This window comes from Rhodocytophaga aerolata, from assembly GCF_030503435.1.
GTDB classification, from domain to species: domain Bacteria; phylum Bacteroidota; class Bacteroidia; order Cytophagales; family 172606-1; genus Rhodocytophaga; species Rhodocytophaga aerolata.
Window position 1 is genome coordinate 17,986 of the sequence record NZ_JAUKPO010000044.1, and the last position, 19,014, is coordinate 36,999.

The 19,014-nt window shown below is 42.8% G+C and carries 10 protein-coding genes; 8 read left to right on the plus strand and 2 right to left on the minus strand.

The features are described from left to right. Positions 1-5: 5 nt before the first annotated feature. The gene (locus Q0590_RS33065; protein ID WP_302041952.1) at positions 6-2,555 is read right to left on the minus strand and encodes a SusC/RagA family TonB-linked outer membrane protein; all 2,550 of its coding nucleotides are present in this window, start codon (positions 2,553-2,555) and stop codon (positions 6-8) included. A gap of 153 nt (positions 2,556-2,708) precedes the next feature. Next, the gene (locus Q0590_RS33070; RefSeq protein ID WP_302041953.1) at positions 2,709-3,938 is read right to left on the minus strand and encodes a family 1 glycosylhydrolase; all 1,230 of its coding nucleotides are present in this window, start codon (positions 3,936-3,938) and stop codon (positions 2,709-2,711) included. Between the two features lie 751 nt (positions 3,939-4,689). Between Q0590_RS33070 and Q0590_RS33075 the strand changes: the two genes are divergently transcribed. The 8 genes from Q0590_RS33075 to Q0590_RS33110 all read left to right on the plus strand — a co-directional run bounded on the left by Q0590_RS33075 (position 4,690) and on the right by Q0590_RS33110 (position 18,961). After that, positions 4,690-5,937 (plus strand): glycosyltransferase family 1 protein, encoded by a 1,248-nt coding sequence (locus Q0590_RS33075; RefSeq protein ID WP_302041954.1) that lies wholly within the window; start codon positions 4,690-4,692, stop codon positions 5,935-5,937. A 56-nt stretch (positions 5,938-5,993) separates the two neighbouring features. Further along, entirely contained in the window at positions 5,994-7,145 is a 1,152-nt protein-coding gene (gene glf / locus Q0590_RS33080; RefSeq protein WP_302041955.1) for a UDP-galactopyranose mutase, read from the plus strand. Next, a complete protein-coding gene (locus Q0590_RS33085) occupies positions 7,114-9,327 on the plus strand; it encodes a family 1 glycosylhydrolase (RefSeq protein ID WP_302041956.1) in 2,214 nt (737 codons plus the stop codon). Before glf ends, Q0590_RS33085 begins: the two co-directional genes overlap by 32 nt. 238 nt (positions 9,328-9,565) lie before the next feature. Further along, on the plus strand, positions 9,566-10,630 hold the full coding sequence (locus tag Q0590_RS33090) for a saccharopine dehydrogenase family protein (protein WP_302041957.1): 1,065 nt from the start codon (positions 9,566-9,568) through the stop codon (positions 10,628-10,630). Positions 10,631-10,765: 135 nt separating this feature from the next. Beyond that, positions 10,766-13,945 carry a PQQ-dependent sugar dehydrogenase gene (locus Q0590_RS33095; protein ID WP_302041958.1) on the plus strand — a complete coding sequence of 1,060 codons (3,180 nt, stop codon included), beginning with the start codon at positions 10,766-10,768 and terminating at the stop codon, positions 13,943-13,945. Positions 13,946-14,090: 145 nt separating this feature from the next. After that, positions 14,091-15,122, plus strand: coding sequence for a nucleoside hydrolase (locus Q0590_RS33100; protein ID WP_302041959.1), 1,032 nt, complete (start codon positions 14,091-14,093; stop codon positions 15,120-15,122). Positions 15,123-15,470: 348 nt separating this feature from the next. Then, positions 15,471-16,961, plus strand: a complete 1,491-nt coding sequence (locus tag Q0590_RS33105) for a PhoX family protein (RefSeq protein ID WP_302041960.1) — start codon at positions 15,471-15,473, stop codon at positions 16,959-16,961. 155 nt (positions 16,962-17,116) lie between these two features. Further along, entirely contained in the window at positions 17,117-18,961 is a 1,845-nt protein-coding gene (locus tag Q0590_RS33110) for a cytochrome c peroxidase (protein WP_302041961.1), read from the plus strand. Positions 18,962-19,014 lie beyond the last annotated feature (53 nt).

The window sequence follows — 19,014 nt, forward strand, 5'->3', positions numbered from 1 at the left end:
TTGTTTTAGAAAACAAGGCTAGCACCTATGGAATATAGTCTGGCTACAGGATACGTATGACTGGTATAGGTACCCGGCCTTGGTCCATTTATGCCTGCCATTTCCGGGTCAATGCCTTTGAATTTAGTAAAAGTAAATAAATTGTTCCCTGATAAATAAATACGGACTTTTTGTATGGGGTTGTTCTTTACCGGAAGTGTATAGCCTATAATAAGGTTATCAATCTTTATATAATCTCCTCTTTCAATAAAGTAATCGGTATCTCGCAGCTGATAAAGTTTATCAAGTACTTGAAGATCTAGATCTTGAACTTCAGTTAAAATGTTGCGGGAACTATTCGAGTCCATATACAAATCCATATATTTATACCGGTGAAAATTCCATATATGGAAGCCTAATGCACCGCTTAAATTCAGCGTTACATCCAAATTGTTAAATGTAAAGCTATTAACAAACCCCAGAAAAGTTGTTGGTGCACCGTTGCCTAATGGCACTTTATCTTCTGTTCTTAAATCCTTATATAGCAATTCTTTGCCTGATTTGCTGATATAACGGGCTTCCTGATCAACTGTAAACCCGGCAAGTTTATAGCCATACAAAACCCCAACTGGTTGACCTTTGGTTAGACTATTCGGATAGGTAAAAGGGCTATCGTGTACTATATTCTTGTTAAAGGAGATATTGAAATTAATATTCCATTCAACAGATGAGGAAACAATGGGTTGTGCCTTTAATAAAAATTCCCAACCCTTATTCTGAAGCTTACCCGTATTATCTGTATATTTTAGATTACTCCCAAATTCATAAAATATGGCTTGGCTCATTAGTAAATCATACGTTGTACGGTTGTAGTAGTCAGCCTGCAACAGTAGTCTTTCCGATAAAAAACCTATGTCAATCCCAGCATTGATTTCTGTAAGTTTCTCTCCATGCAGACCAGGGTTTAGTGGTAAAGACTCACTAAAGCTGAAATGATAGATACCTTTTTCACGCCCGGTAATCCCATACCCGGCCCGTATTTTTAAGTCACTTAATCCTGTTCGATCTTTTAAGAATTGTTCATTATTGATCTTCCAGGCAGCCTCATAGGCTGGGTAGTATTGCGGGGAGGCATATAAATTATACAAAGGTGATTGATCCTGCCGGAGGCTGGCAGAGAGAAAATACTTTTGTTTAAAGTTATACTGAAATCTTGCAAAAATAGATTCCAGTTTATACGCATACCTGCTGTTTGCATATCTGTATCCGGATAAATTTCCATTAACAAGCAGAGAGTCTTTCATTTCGCGCTGACTTACCTGTTCTTGCCTGGAGATCCCCATTAATAAATCTATAGTGTGGTCACTAAATGAAGTAGTATAGTTTAGGGTGGCTTCTATGGTTGTGGTTTTGTCTTTCTCCGTGTTTTTACCAAAATACTGGCTATTTGCTATAACTTTTTTATCTACTCGTTGGTACTTGTCAATTTCTGCCAGAAGCTGATAAGCAAAAACTGAAGTAAAAGTTAAGCCTTTAACAATCCGGTAACTAGCTCTGGCAGAAGCAAGCCAGTCGTTCCTGTGAGGGTTTTTATAGTAAACATTTATTAGATCTAAAGGATTGGCGAAACCTCGTAAATCTGTTCCATTCAAAGCAACAGTAGGGTTATACACTTCTGCCTGTTCATAGATATTTATGGCTTCATTCGCATACAGGTTGTAGTGCTTTTTATACCTCATCGGGGTAAAGCTAAGTGAACCATTCAAAGTTAATTTATCATTAAAAGCTTTCTGGGAGAGATTAATCCGGCTGTTGAACAAACGTTTGCCATTGTTTTTCAAAATACCCTTATGGTCCCGGTAGTTGAGAGATAGGTAATAAGCCGTTTTAGAAAAGCCACCAGACATAGATACGTGGTGTACCTGGCTTACTTTGCTCTGGCTAACTTCTTTTTCCCAGTCTGTACTTGCCCCAAGGTCATACATACCATTAGCATAATTTCTGAGTGTTTGTACAGAACTTTTTGTCCAATTATTTTTTACTTGCCGCCATTCGTCTGCCGCAAGAAAACCGGTTTCACTGCTTATATCCTGCATATATCCATATGTCGAATAGGTGACGACAGGCTTACTGGCTTTTCCTTTTTTGGTTGTAATCAGTATTACGCCGTTGGCTCCACGTACACCATAGATAGCAGCTGATGAAGCACTCCGCAATACATCTATAGATTCTATATCTTCAGGCATTACTATACTCAGGTCTGCCTGCGGAATACCATCAATCACATATAACGGCTTTGTAGAGCCATATAAAGTACTGATGCCACGTATCTGTATTTGTAATGCTTGTAATGGATTATTACCCTCTGCACGTATCATAGCTAATCCGGCAACCCGGCCCTGTATAAGTTCCAACGGTGAATAAATAATAGTCCCTTTATTAAAATTCTGCGTAGTGACATGGGTAACAGCTCCTGTGTTAGTAGTTGACCGCTGCATTCCGTATCCAATTTGGATGTCTGCCGGGCTCTCCGTTTGTAGGGTTGTGGAGTCTGATACATTGCTCTGTTGTGCCATAACAAAGGGTACCATAGTATTCAATAGGAAAATAACTAGTAAAAGTCTTCTCATAAAAAGCCCTCGTTGTAAAGTAAATTGCTACATACAAAAAGGCCACCCAGGGTAGGGCAGCCTTTTTCTTTTCAAAGTGTATATTTAATAAAGGTCTCGTTATAAGGTAGCAGCCACCATTTTACGGTCGACTGGCTTAAGGTCAGCATTGGACCAGTTTAACACCGGTTCCTGGCTCCATTCTTTTATCAACTTCTGGTAAGCTTCGCCTAGGGGACGGATGTTGCGGTCCATGTCGTACATGCCCAGTGAATTAATATTTCCGTTGTCTTCCCGTAAAGCTGTGTCCCAGTCTACCTGGTCAATCAGGCTGTACCAGGTAAATCCGACAATTGGCACGCCATCATTTTTCAGTCTCACCAGGTTAGCCCATTGTTTCTGCAACCACTCTATGGCCATCGGTTCTTTCATATTGGTCTCGGTATGCATCAGAGGCAATCCGTACCGTTGATAATATTGCATAGCCACAGTATAGTACCCAAACAAATCTCCGGAAGCAGAGGTATGTCCATTGGGATGAACCATATGCTCATTGGTTACATAATAATCAGTGCCTACAATAAAAGTAGCCTTTGTTGAATGGTTACGGAACCAGGCATATTCTGCTTTGGTCATGCCATTATTCAGCAAATACTGTTGCATACTTTCAGAAGGTGCATGACCTACGGTGAGGTCAAGCGGCAAGAAACGTTTCTGGTTCAGAAAGTCTGCTTTGGCCTGGCAGCTGGGGTCTTCGGCGTGAAAGTACTCACACGATTCACTCTGAATAAACACGGCATTCGGCTGTATCTCCAAAATTGCCTCAATAGCCATCAGGTTAGCCTTGCACAAGTTTTTAAGGGCAGTTACATAGCTTTTCTCACTGCTCAGCCGCTCGTTCCACCAGCCATACTGGGCTGAGAACATGGCAGCAATAAATATCTCATTAATAGGAGTGTAATACCGCTGATCTGGGAAACGCTTGGCATAGGCCCGGGCGTAGTCTGCAAAGTATACCGGAAAATCTGGGTTCTGGAAGTTGCCTATCCAATCTGGCACACCAAAATGACAAAGGTCAACAATGGGTGTAATTCCCAGACGTTTCATTTCGTAATTGGTTTCGTCTGTGAAACTCCAATCAAATCTACCAGGGGCTTGATGTATTTTATAATAGGGCCCACCGTACCGTAAAAACTCAATGCCACTTTCCTTTACTAAGTGCAGGTCTTCTTTCCAATATTGATAATGTTTGGCTTTTTCTAATTCATCTACCCGTTTGGTAGAGCCATCCGGCAACACAATAGTAGGATAACTATTTTCGATTCCGGTGGCAAACATAAATTTATTCATATAAAATAAATAGGTGAAATCAGTTTTTTGTATACAATATCTGTTCCTGAAATGCTGTAGCAACCAATAAAAGCAAAATTATTCCGGAGGCTACTATTTTTCAAAACTAGAAGGAATCAGGCCATTTTCCTCGCCTAATCCGGTAGTAAACATACATGTAATATTTTCATTAAAAAGTTTGCAGAAATACATGTTAAAATAGGCTTATTTTAAGTTGGTAACCTAAGACAGGAAGCAGATTTTTACTCCAGGAAATCTTCTGTATTTAATGTAGTAATCTTACTATCAATAAGTTGTAAATAATAAATGGAAACTGTTATCAACTAAAAAAGGTAACCGCCGGCATATGTATGTATGTTACCTGTTGTAAAATATTTGCTAAATAAATTTAATTTTTATGATATAATCCGTCAAATACAACCAAAATTTGTAAGGCTCCGTATAAATCTTCAGTTGAACCTGGCTTGATTCCCTTCCAGCAAAATATATCAATAGATCATGGCCGCATTACCCTTGGATGTATCGGATGAACAGAAAAAAGTTACTATACGGATAGATGCTCCTGATTGAATTATTTTTAGGAGATTTTAGCAAGCATGACAACAAACCATCCTTCTCTTTCCTCCCGGAGGTTTGTAGCAGATTAGCCGCCAGTGCTTTGCCATGTACTTTTTTAATGCTTGTGCCTGGTAACAAGCTTCTTAAGGCTGAATAAGCCAAAAATATAAAATACTTTAACTTAACTATATACATGAGTTCTACTTTTCATGAATGGGCCCCTACTGCGGGTAGGGCTGAAAAAAATGTCTCTACTTTTAATACTGCTACTCTTTCCAATCAGGCCGGTGCAATGCAGGAACTATGGACTACGTTTGCTGATCTGGCTAAACCCTTACCCGATCTGATTTGTTTTTCCCACCTGCGATGGGATTTTGTATTTCAGCGGCCTCAGCACCTATTAAGCCGGTTTGCTTCGCAAATCCGGACGTTTGTTATTGAAGAGCCTATTTTTGATGCACCTCAATCGCCCGGGTTTATGCACCTAAGCAGCCGGGGCGAAAACCTGACCATAGCCGTTCCACACCTGCCTGGGGGCTATAGTGCCACGGAACACAATGCCATGCAAAAACAGCTGGTAGACCAGCTGCTGCAAGAGCAATCTATTAGTCATTTTGTGGCCTGGTATTATACGCCTATAGCCTTAAATTTTAGTAACCATCTAAAACCAGCCGTTACTGTGTACGACTGTATGGATGAACTTTCTGCCTTTGCCGGTGCACCGCCCGAACTGCTTATCAGAGAACAAGAACTTTTTGCCAAAGCGGACCTGGTATTTACCGGAGGACAGAGCTTATATGAAGCCAAGCGGGAGAAACATCCGGCTGTATATGCTTTCCCAAGTAGTATAGAGCGTGCCCATTTTGCACAGGCCAAACATATCACCCAGCAACCGGCCGACCAGCAAGATATCCCTCAACCTCGTATGGGCTTTTACGGGGTAATTGATGAACGGATGGATATAGACCTGCTAGGAAAAGTAGCCGAACTTCGCCCGGAATGGCAGCTAATCATGCTGGGGCCAGTAGTGAAAATTGATCCGGCAACCTTACCTAAGCCTGGCAATATCCACTATTTAGGCATGAAGTCTTATAAAGAGTTGCCAGCTTATTTGAGCGGATGGGATGTAGCCCTGCTTCCTTTTGCCATGAATGAGTCCACCAGATTTATTAGTCCGACAAAAACACCGGAATATTTATCTGCGGGCATACCAGTGGTTTCTGCACCCATCCGGGATGTAGTAAAACCCTATGGCGAATTAGGACTCGTACACATTGCCGCTACTGCAGAAGAGTTTGTAAAAGCTATTGAGCTGGCTTTACAGCAACAGACTGATGCCAAGTGGCAGGCCGAAGTAGATAAATTTTTGTCGCAGCTTTCCTGGGATAAAACCTGGGGATATATGACTCATTTAATTTGCAGCCAGTTACAAAGCCGGTAAAGCAAAATTTTTTCTAATAATCTATTAACAAACCACCTAAACAACCAAATCAAGATATGTTTGATTATTTAATTGTAGGCGCAGGTTTTGCAGGCAGTGTACTAGCAGAACGGCTGGCAAACGAGGCAGGAAAAAAAGTATTAATTATAGATAAACGAAACCATATTGGTGGAAATGCATATGATTTTTACGATGATGCCGGAATACTTATTCACAAGTACGGGCCTCATATTTTTCATACCAATTCACCGGAAGTATTCTCCTACTTGTCCCGCTTTACGCAATGGAGACCCTATGAACACCGGGTACTTACAACAGTAGAAGGAAAGCTTTTGCCTATCCCCATCAACCTGGATACCGTAAATAAGCTTTACGATAAGAACTTTACTTCTGAAGAACTGGAACAATTTTTAAACTCCATCAAAGAAGATGTAAAACAGATCCGTACGTCAGAAGACGTAGTAGTAAGCCAGGTAGGCCGCGATTTGTATGAGAAATTCTTCCGGGGTTATACACGTAAGCAATGGGGCATGGACCCCTCGGAACTGGATAAGGCCGTAACTTCCCGTATTCCAACCCGCACCAACCAGGACGACCGCTATTTTACAGATACCTACCAGGCTATGCCTCTGCATGGATACACCAGGATGTTCGAAAAAATGCTGACTCATCCCAACATCCATATCATGCTCAATACCGACTATAAGGATTTGAAAGGCGTTATCCCCTATAATAAATTGATTTTTACAGGTCCGGTAGACGAATACTTTGATTATTGCTATGGAAAATTACCTTACCGCTCATTAAACTTTGTACATAAAACCTATGATGTACGGCAATTCCAGCCAGTAGCGGTAGTAAATTATCCTAATGATCACGAATACACCAGGATTACCGAATACAAACACTTAACTGGCCAGACCAATGAAAAAACAAGTGTAACTTATGAGTTTCCCTGCTGGAATGGCGACCCTTATTATCCAGTGCCTAAGCCTGAAAATGCTGAACTTTACCAGAAATACAAAAACCTGGCAGATGAAACACCAGATGTTCATTTTGTGGGCAGGCTGGCTACTTACCGGTATTATAACATGGACCAGGTAGTAGCACAGGCTTTGGCAACCTATAATAAATTATCTCAGCGTACACTGGCTGAACAACTAGTAACCAAAAAGAATGGCTGGAAATCACAATTATCCGCCAGTTGAGGTTTGGGCAGGTGTAGAATGTACGGTCAACAGGGTAGCCGATCATTTCAACGATCAGCTCCTGTTGAACGGGCATCATCACCGCCTTGATGATCTGGAACACATTGCCTGGCTGGGAGTACGCACCATCCGTTATCCGGTTTTGTGGGAACGTACGGCCCCTAAAAGCCTTGCAAAGCCCGACTGGCATTGGACCGATCAACGTCTTTCTAATTTAAAAAGCCTGGGCATTAATCCTATTGCCGGATTAACCCACCATGGCAGCGGACCTTCCTACACAAGTTTAGCGGATGCTTCTTTTGCAGAAGGACTCGCACAGTATGCGGGTATGGTGGCCAGGCGGTATCCATGGCTTACACATTATACACCTGTAAATGAACCCTTAACCACTGCCCGTTTCTCAGGTTTGTATGGGCACTGGTATCCACACAAACAAAGTCCTTTGTTGTTTGTACAAATGTTGCTGAATCAATGCAAAGCCACCGTTTTGGCTATGAAACAGATTAGGCAGGTACAGCCAGATGCCTTGCTGGTTCAAACAGAGGATCTGGGGCAAACCCACAGTACACCTGAACTTGCCTATCAGGCAGACTTTGAAAATAGCCGCCGCTGGCTTACTTATGATCTGCTTTGTGGGAAAGTGAACAAAGGCCACCCGATGTATGCGTATTTTCAATGGCTGGGAATTCCCGACAGCGAAATTATTTTTTTTCTGGAAAACCCTTGTCCGCCAGATATTCTCGGGGTAAACCATTACCTGACGAGCGAACGTTTTCTGGATAGCCGTACAGATTTCTACCCGCAGCATATGCGGGGAGGCAATGGCAGACATGCCTACGTAGACACAGAAGCCATTCGTATTCCGGAAGTAGAGGTAGCTGGGCCATACAAGTTGATCAGGCAGGTGTGGGAGCGGTACAAACGGCCGATTGCTATAACAGAAGCTCATCTGGGCTGTACCAGAGAAGAGCAGCTTCGATGGCTGCACCAGATCTGGCAGACAGCCGGCAAACTACGGGAAGAGGGTGTAGATATACGGGCAGTTACTGGCTGGTCAATGCTGGGCTCCTATGATTGGGATAGTTTGCTAACCAATATCCGTGGACATTATGAACCAGGATTATTTGATGTACGGGCCCCTCAACCCAGGCCAACTGCACTAGCCAAGTATATCAAAAGCCTTACCAGTGGACAACCTATAGAATATCCCGTACTGGATAGCCCAGGCTGGTGGCAACGCAACGACCGCTGGATCGGCCACTGTTTACAACCTATACTGGATAATGCAGCAGACGAGGTAGTATTGCCAGCCCGCGGCCGGCCCATTCTGATCACCGGAGCCACAGGCACATTGGGTAATGCCTTTGAAAGAATATGTTCCCAAAGAGGCTTATCATTTATATTACTTAACCGGCAGGAGATGGATATTTCCTCTGCTGAACAGGTTGAAGCAGCTGTTACCAAATATCATCCCTGGGCAATTATCAATACAGCTGGCTATGTACGGGTGGAACAGGCAGAAAGTGAGCCGGAAAAATGTTTCCGGGAGAACGTAACCGGCGCCGCTGTACTGGCAGAGGTTTGCCGCAAGAAAGGAATTCGATTGCTTACCTATTCATCAGACCTGGTTTTTGATGGACAAGCAACTAAACCTTATACAGAAAAAGATACGGTGCACCCACAAGGTGTCTATGGAGAAAGTAAGGCAGAAGCAGAAAAGCAAGTTATGGGTATTCTGCCCAGCGCCTTAGTAATCCGGACAAGTGCATTTTTCGGCCCATGGGACGAACATAATTTTTTGACCTTATTCTTACGGTCCCTGCAAAACGGTGAACCTTTCGATGTGAAAACAAATGAGTATATAAGTCCAACCTATGTGCCTGATCTCGTGCATACCAGCCTGGATCTGTTAATAGATGGCGAAGAGGGTATTTGGCACCTGGCAAACCAGGGCTCGATTAGCTGGGCAGACTTTGGAAGAACCGTTGCTTTGCAGGCCGGATTCGATGCAGATATGGTAGAAACCTGGTACCAGAAGCAACTAAAACAGGCAGATACAGATGCTAAAAAGTCTACAGCCCTTAGTAGCTACAAATTGCACAGTATGCCACTATTGGCGAATGCCATTTCAAGGTATGTACACGAATGTACACTTTGGAAAGTACCTGTTATTGCACTATAGAAAAAATCATGAATGTTGCCTGTTCTTGTAAGGCATTATGCCAACTGGATTAGAGTCCTTTCAAGTCTTAGCAACTAAGTAACTTATTTTGCTGACTTACGTGCATGCACTAAGTCGTTGCTGGAAACAGTTCACCTGCTTTATGTTGAATTTTATCACCTGAGACATTTCATATACCTTCTTTGCTACTAAGTAAAGTGAACAGGGGAGAAGCATAGGTAGTTACCTAAAATAAATTATGCCAGTAAGCAAAATTCCTTTTTTAATATACGGTGCATACGGATATACTGGCGAGTTACTTACCCGGCTAGCCGTTGAAAAAGGACACCGGCCTTTGTTAGGTGGAAGAGACGAAGCTAAGTTAAAACCTCTGGCTCAAGAACTCAAACTGCCATATATGGCCTTTACGCTTACCCAGGAAGAAGAAGTAAATAAGGCTTTACAACAAGTTAATGTGGTGATTCACTGTGCCGGTCCTTTCTCCAAAACCGCTAAATTGATGGTGTACGCCTGCTTGCGCAACAAAGTACATTACCTGGATATTACCGGTGAAATCGACGTATTTGAATGGATTGCTGCCCAGGATTCGCTGGCCAAAAAAGCAGAAATTGTATTGTTACCGGGTGCAGGGTTCGATGTAGTACCCACAGATTGTCTGGCGGCCTATTTAAAGACCAGATTACCGGATGCACAACACTTAGAAATGGCTTTTTATGGAGTACAGAATATGTCCAGAGGTACTGCTCTAACTATGCTGGAAAATATGCACCAGGGTGGGATGATCCGGGAAAATGGCCTGTTAAAGAAAGTACCAGCTGCTTACAAAACCAGGAAAATTGACTTTGGCCCTACACAAAAAGAAGCTGTAACTATTCCCTGGGGAGATGTATCTACTGCCTATTTCAGTACTGGCATTCCCAATATACACGTATTTACGGCTGTAAGTACTGGGGCATTGGCTTTTATTAAATTATCCAGGTATACTGGTAAACTGCTGACTACTCCTTTCTTACAAAATACCCTGAAAAAACTGGTAGAGAGCCAGATAAAAGGCCCTAGTCCACGGCAACGCCAACAAGGCCGGTCATATATCTGGGGTGAGGTGCGCAATACACGTGGCGAATCTAAAATTTCCCGTCTGCAAACCCCGGAAGGGTATTCGCTTACGGCTCAAACGGCACTCCTGGCTGCAGAACTGCTGGAAGATGGAAAAGTAGCTCCCGGTTTTTTAACACCTTCCCTGGCATTCGGGCCAGATTTCATTCTTCAAATTCCAGGCACCCTTAGAGAAGATGTACAATAAAATCTTTTTGTTCTTCTAAAAAAATAGATAATTTACTGTCTTTTCAATTATGACCTATCTAGTTAGTGAGAGTTAGCTTATCAGCAGATCTGGCAACTTTAGCTGGATATTTTTTAGATTAAACGCTTGCCATGTATGAAACACCTATCCGATCCTTTTTTTCAGCAAACCAGACGAAGCAAAAACCGGACATTGCTTTATCTTTTTTCCGTTTTGCTTTTGACAACCCTTGCAACACAAGTTGCCGCACAAGTTTTTCCTCAGGGATTCAGCCAGGTAACGGTGGCGCAGAATCTGAATAAAGCAACCTTTGTAGCCTTTGCTCCGGATGGACGTATCTTTATAGGGGAGCAGGCAGGCAGAGTACGCATCGTAAAGCAGGGTAGTTTACTCAGCACCCCTTTTTTAACCTTGAGCGTTAATTCTTCCGGCGAACGTGGAATTATCGGTTTTACTTTCGATCCCAATTTCACAAACAATGGCTATGTCTATGTCTATTATACAATGCCGGATGCCAGTAGGAACCGAGTAAGCCGTTTTACAGCCACCGGAGATGTAGTACAAGCTGGCAGTGAGAGAGTAATTCTGGAATTAGATCCATTGAGCAGTGCTACGAACCATAATGGCGGAGCCATGAAATTTGGAAAAGATGGCAAGTTATATATTGCTATAGGAGATAACGCCAATACAGCCCACCCGCAGAACCTGGATACCTATCATGGAAAAGTAGTACGTATTAATCCGGATGGTTCAGTGCCGGCTGGCAATCCCTTTACCACAGGTACTGAACAAAAACGCCGGATATGGGCCTATGGATTCCGCAACCCTTATACCTTTGATGTACATCCGGTTTCGGGTCAACTATTTGTGAACGATGTAGGGCAAAGCACCTGGGAGGAAATAAATAATGTAACCACTGGCGGGGGAAATTACGGCTGGCCGCGGGCAGAGGGGATGAGTACGAATACAGCTTTTGTTAATCCGGTACATGCCTATCCTACTTCCGGCAATCCCGGAAACGATATTGGCTGCGCGATTGTGGGAGGTACATTTTTTAATCCGGTTTCCACCAACTATCCACCAGAATATGTAGGCCGGTACTTTTTTCAGGATTATTGCAATGGCTGGATTCGCAGTATACCTGTACAGGGAGGAAGCAGCACATTGTTTGCCTCTAACCTGGTAAGTTTTTCCCTGGCACTTACCACCGGAACCGACGGAAATTTGTATTACCTCAACCGGAATACCAGTACCCTCTACAAAATTGTCTACACCCCCAGTGCTACGCTTCCTGTTATTACCAGCCATCCGGCAAACCGCACGGTTGCTGAAGGACAATCAGTTACTTTTAGTGTAAGTGCTTCAGGTACGGCTCCCTTACGCTACCAGTGGCAAAAAAATGGAGTTAACCTGAGTGGCGCTACTTCTGCTACCTATACCATTACTACCACCAAAACAACCGATGCCGGACAATACCGGGTACTAGTAAGTAATGCTGTAGGTAGTGTAACCAGCAATACAGCAACCCTTACTGTACAAACCACAAACAAAGCTCCCGTAGCTACCATACTAACGCCTGCAGCTGATAAGTTATATCAGGGGGGAGAAACCATTAGCTTTTCCGGTAGTGCCACCGATACAGAAGATGGCAGTTTACCAGCCAGTGCCTTTAGCTGGGAGGTTGTATTTCATCACGATACGCATTTTCATGATGGTCCGCCGGTGGCAACCGGGGTAAAAAGTGGATCATTTCAGATTCCAAGCAGCGGCGAAACGGCCCACAATGTTTGGTATAGATTGTATTTAACTGTAACGGATTCTAAAGGGCTAACTCACAAAATTTACCGAGATATTTATCCGTATAAGTCCATTATCAGTTTTGCCACAGAACCAGCAGGATTAACTGTAAACCTGGATGGAAGACCGGTTACAACGCCAGTATCTGTTACTGGCGTAGCCGGGATTACACGGTCCATTGGGGCAGATGCTACGCAGATACTAAATAATGTAACCTATGAATTTGCGTCCTGGAAACATGGGGGAACTAAAGAGCAAACCATTACTACTCCGCTGACAAACACTACTTATACGGCTGTTTTCCGGCAAAAAACAGATTTAAGAAACGGCGAAAACCCACCTGCCACTGTGGCTGGCTTGGTATATCAGTATTATGAAGGCAATTTTACCCTCTTACCAGATTTTGCCAGGCTCACGCCCATAAAAAGCGGCTTTACAAGTAACTTTACCTTAACGCAGCGCAACCGGAATGATGAGTTTGCTTTCCGCTTTACCGGGTTTATTCAGATTCCGGCAGATGGTGTGTATACGTTTTATACCAACTCCGACGATGGTAGCCAGCTATATATCGGTAATACACTGATCGTAGACAATAATGGTTTACATGCTGCTCAAGAAAGATCTGGAAGTATCGGCTTAAAAAGCGGAAAACATGCCATTACCGTAACGTTCTTTGAAAAGACAGGCGGTGAACTGCTAAATGTAAACTACGCAGGTCCGGGTATAAGTAAACAGTTGATTCCGTCATCGGCTTTATTCAGAATTCCGGAAAATGCCTTTACTGCGAAGGTGAACTTTCAACCAGAATCCAGTGCGGTACCATCCGGATATGTAGCCGATTATGGAGATAGCTTTGGCAGCCGGGGAAATAACCTGAGTTATGGATGGAATGCGCCAACCAAAGAAACGCGTGAACGCAATACCACAGACGATGTTAAGTTCAGAACGTTGAATCATTTACAAAAAACTTCCAATCCGAATGCCACCTGGGAAATAGCCCTACCGAATGGAACCTACCAGGTAACCCTAGTTTGCAGCGACCCATTGTACACAGATCAACTTAATACGTTGTTGGTGGAAAATATGACGTTAACAGACCCGGATGGCTACGACCTGATAGATCAATATTCGTTTACGGTTTCTGTAACCGATGGCCGGTTAACCATCAAGCCTGCTTCGGGTGCTGTGAATGCTAAAATTTCCTTTGTTGAGATAAGCCAGATCCCGCAATCAGTAGCTAAACTCGAAACAACGGATTTGCCTTCATCAGAAATAGCTTTGTTTCCTAACCCCACAACAGAAAGCCTGACGCTTCAAATTACAGCCACCCAGGAAGAAACTGTATCCCTAACACTGACAAATACACTCTCCCAAGTTGTAAAGGCCAGTACCTACTCATTGGCTAAAGGAGAAAATAATATCAGACTAGAAACCGGGCAGCTTTCAAGTGGAACGTATCTGCTTACGATTATACAAGGCAGCAAACAAACGGTGAGAAGAATCAGCATCGTAAAATAGCTATCATTATTCATTACGCGTGTATAACTGAATACTTGCCTTATCGGCAATAGATTTATCTGAGCTTATACTATTGGATAAGCTCAGATAGGATTTTCTTTGTCGTAAAAAAGATGTAGTATGGAGCCAAAATAACTTTCCAACGATGAAGCAGCACTCTATTTTTATCTTACTTATTTTCCTTACAACCCTGAGTTGCTCCGAAAAATCGGCACAAAACCAGGAATCAGCAAAAAATCAGCAAACGGATACCAAAAAAATACGTGTGATATTTGACACAGATGCCAATAATGAAGTAGATGACCAGCATGCCTTAGCTTACCTGCTTTTCAATGGAGATACTTTTGCCATAGATGGTATCACAGTTAATGCAACGAAGAATGGTGGAGATATCAACGAACAATTTCAGGAAGCCGAGCGAATAGTAAAACTCTGTTCCTTAGATGGTAAAATTCCTTTATTAAAAGGGGCCAATGGAAGCTTTGATCAGATAAAGAATCAAACCAATGCGGATACCTTTGATGGTTCCCATGCCGTAAATTTTATTATAGAACATGCAAAACAAGCTACTTCAGAAAAACTTGTTTTGTTAGCCGTTGGTAAATTAACCAATGTAGCACTAGCCTTAAAAAAAGACCCCTCCATTGCTGCACAAATTCGAGTAGTATGGCTTGGGTCTAATTACCCAGAGCCTGGAGAATATAATCAGGATAACGATACCGTATCTATGAATTATGTGCTGAATACGCCCGTAGATTTTGAGATGGTAACGGTCCGGTATGGGAAGCCTTCAGGCACCGATGCTGTAAAGGTAACCAAAGAGGAAATCCATCAGCGGATGTCTGGTAAAGGTCCAAAAGTTACTACTCCTGTAACTGGCCGCCACCAGGTGGCTTTTAGCACGTTTGGAGATTATTCAGTAAATCTGTTCGATCATATAGAATATTATGGTAATCCGCCGGCCAGAGCCTTATTCGATATGGCAGCCGTAGCTATTGTTAAAAACCCTTCTTGGGCAAAAGCCAGACAGATTCCTTGTCCTATTCTCATCAATAACCAGTGGGTAGAGCGTCCGCAGAATCAGAGGAAAATTACCGTTTGGGAAGATTTTAACCGTGATCAGATTATGCAGGATTTTTACCAAAGTATGGATCACTATGTGCTAGCCCAGAAGTAACTGGCTTCAACCTGTATACCGACACAGCAGGCAGCTAACCCTATTACCTGATTCTGACTGTTCTCAAAACGTAGCGATATCTTTAACATAGCTGACGTATATACTAATCGTGCCCAAGTATATCATGTTACCTTGCTCTAAAGTTGGCATAACATTGAAATAATCTGTGTCTTGCAGAGCTTGGGCACGTATGAATTTCTGATCACTGATAGTCAGGAAGTTGTTCCCTTGTTTAAAATCATTCTTAATTATAGCCTAAACCATTTTATAAATTCCCAGTAATTTTCAGGTAACACAGCCGGAGTAGTTTTGGAAATCTTAAGTTAACCATTCTAACCTAATCCAATTATGCTCAACCCTACGCTGAAAAGAAGTTTAGCACTTACATTCTTGGCTGGAACATTGTCTCTGTCAAGCTGTGAGTACCTGAAAGATTACCTGCCACAGAACCCCAACAACCCCTTGCCTGGTGCCGTCACTTTAAAAAATCATTCGGTAACACCTGCTTTACTTAAAGCCAAACCAGGGTTTGAAAATACACAACTGTATTCCATTATCAGCAGTGATGATAGCTTGCCTCAATCTCCTGGCTTCCGGTTTGGCGGGTCGGCAGATGGTGCCGGCTGGCTCAGAAGCCAGGATGGGAAAGGCTTTGTGTATGTAACCAACCACGAAGACAACTTTGCCGTATCCCGCATCACCTTCGATCAGACATTAAAACCAGTAAAAGGGGAATATATTTTGAATTCTGACGGAGGCCAGTGGCGCTTGTGTTCTGCTACACTGGCAACACCAGAAGAGCATGGTTTCGGTCCTTTATTTATTACCTGTGGCGAAAGTGGCCCGGAATCCCGTACGCATGCCCTAAATCCGTTTGCTCCGGTAAATTCAAAAGAACTATCCCGCGAAAAGCCTGCTTTGGGACGCTGGAGTGCAGAAAATGCCGTTCCACTACCTAAAGATGCTTATGCTGGCAAAACTGTTGTTATTATAGGTGATGACGATTCAGGTACAGGTGGCGGACAAGTGGCCTTATATATGGGTAACCAGGGCGATTTAGATAATGGCAGTGTGTATATCCTGAAGCGGTTAAATGGCAATCAGCGGGAAATGGATATGAACAAATGTTGCAGCTACGATATTGAGTTTGTAAAAGTTGAAAATGCCGCTGAACTGACTGGGGCTGAAATGAATGCCAAAGTAGACTCCCTGCAAGCCATTAAGTTTGGCCGGGTTGAAGACATTGATTACCGCAAAGGAGGTGGAGCCAATGGCCGTGAGATCTATTTCAATGTAACTGGGCAGAATAATACTGGTGCCAACGCCGATTATGCCAGATCCAAATACGGACGTGTGTATAGACTAGTATTAGATCCGAAAGATCCCTTGAAAGGAAAATTATCGGTGGTGCTGGATGGAGACGATAGAAATGCGAATAACCCTGCCAGCTTATTTCAGAACCCTGACAATATTGTGGTTACAAACAATTATGCCTATATCAAAGAAGATCCGAATGGATACGATGTAACCCATGATGCCTATATCTATCAGTACAACCTGAACACTGGTGCATTAAAAGTAGCCTTTGAATTGGATCATCGCCGGGATGCAGACGATGCAGCTAAATACAATGTAGGCGGAACTTCCAGTTATGGAGACTGGGAATATGGAGCTATGGTAGATATTTCTGATTTGACAGGTATTCCAGGTACTTTTTCTATCAATATTCAACCACATACCTGGACAGGCGAAGCCTATAAAAATCCGGATGGTGGCTCCCTCCGCCCCAATGAAGACCAGGCGAGCCAAATGGTTATTGTCAAAGGACTTCCCAGATAATGTATTCCTATCTCTTACCCTGCCAGATAACCGGTTATCTGGCAGGTTCTTTTGCTCTGTAAATTCCCAAACATAGGTGCCATTCTATGACCAGTAAACAATTTATATATATAGCCTTACCGTTTATAGGGTTTCTGTTACTTCTGGGGGTGTGTATGCCTAAAAGAAATTCTGTGGAAGAGCCGGAAAAACTAACTAACTACCCGCAGCATATTACCCAGCTGGACTCCACACTTTCTGACCTGCTTCGGCTGGTAACTACTAATTCATCAGCAGATTCCATACAAGCAGCATTTCGCAAAGCCAGAATCGGCTATAAAAAGATTGAATTCATTGCAGAATATTTTAATCCCTACACAGCAAAAGCTATCAATGGAGCAGCCATATATGAGGTAGAAGAAGATGATCCTTTACAGAAATTAGTGCCTCCGACAGGTTTTCAGGTAGCAGAAGCATTCGTATTTCCAGCCTACGATAGTATCAATAAAAAAGCGTTAGTGCAGGAAATTAAACTCATAAAATCCTCTCTGAACAGATTACGGTTGGTTAATGAAACTACAGCTATAAGTGACAGGCATATTTTTGATGCTATGCGCCAGCAGCTTTTCCGGATTATTTCTCTGGGTATTTCCGGGTTCGATTCTCCCATTGCTTTACATTCCATGCCTGAAGCAGCTGCCTCCGTGCAATCCCTGCAAGAGACCTTCGCCTTGTATAAACCTGACCTTCAGAAAATTTCTCCCGACCTTTCTCAAAAAATAGAATCTACTTTCTCAGAAGCTATAGCCTATCTGCAAACGAATACCGATTTTACTACCTTTGACCGGGCCGCTTTTATTACTACCTATGCCAATCCCTTAACCACTTACCTGGCCAAAGCCAGGGATGCTTTAGGTATTGCTACACCTGCCGACCTACGGGCTTTCTCTTCCAAAGCATATACCCTGTTTGACGAGGGGGCTTTCAATGTTAATTTTTACGCGCCATCTTACCAGGCACACCTTACACCTGAACGGATAGCCTTAGGCAAGATGTTGTTTTTTGATCCGGTGCTTTCTGGCAATGGTTCCCGTTCCTGTGCCTCCTGCCATATCCCGGAAAAAGGATTTGCTGATGGGAAAGCTAAAAGTATTGCCTTTGATTTTAAAGGCTCAGTGAGCCGCAATGCCCCAACTTTACTCAACGCTGCTTTACAAAGCTCTTTGTTTCACGATATGCGGGTAAATTTTTTAGAAGATCAGGCAAGTGAGGTAGTAAATAATACAAATGAAATGCATGGGTCTTTTAAAGAAGCGGTAGTTTTAGTAAAGCAAAGCCAGGAGTATGTGCATCTTTTTGAAGAAGCTTTTCCAGAAAGTGCGGATAGCTCATTAACTGAGCAGCATATAAAAGTTGCCATTGCCAGCTATGTACGTTCTCTAACCAGCCTTAATTCCAGGTTCGATCAGTATATGAAGGGAGATAAAACCACACTGACTACTCTGGAAGTGAAAGGGTTTAATGTTTTTATGGGAAAAGCCAAATGTGGCACTTGTCATTTTATGCCTTTATTCAACGGAGCAGTGCCACCGAACTTTGCTCAAACAGAAGCTGAAATTTTAGGGGTGCCAGGAACTACGGATACCTTACACCCTGAACTAGATGCAGACCTGGGAAAATTTGATCTTTACAAAAAAGACCTGCACAAATATGCTTTTAAAACGCCTACTGTCCGCAATGTAGCTTTAACGGCCCCTTATATGCATAATGGTGTATATTCAACCTTAGAAGAAGTAATCGATTTCTATAACCGGGGTGGCGGACAAGGGATGGGTATAGATTTGCCAACTCAAACACTACCCCCTGATAAATTAGATCTGAACACAGAAGAAAAAGAAGCTCTAGTTGCTTTTATGCAAACATTAACCGATACTACCGGACTAACAGACGTACCCAGGCATTTACCTTTATTTCCTAACCAAGTAGTACTCAATAAAAGAAAAGTGGGAGGGAAGTATTAATAATGAATAATGAATAATGAATAATGAATAATGAATAATGAATAATGAATAAT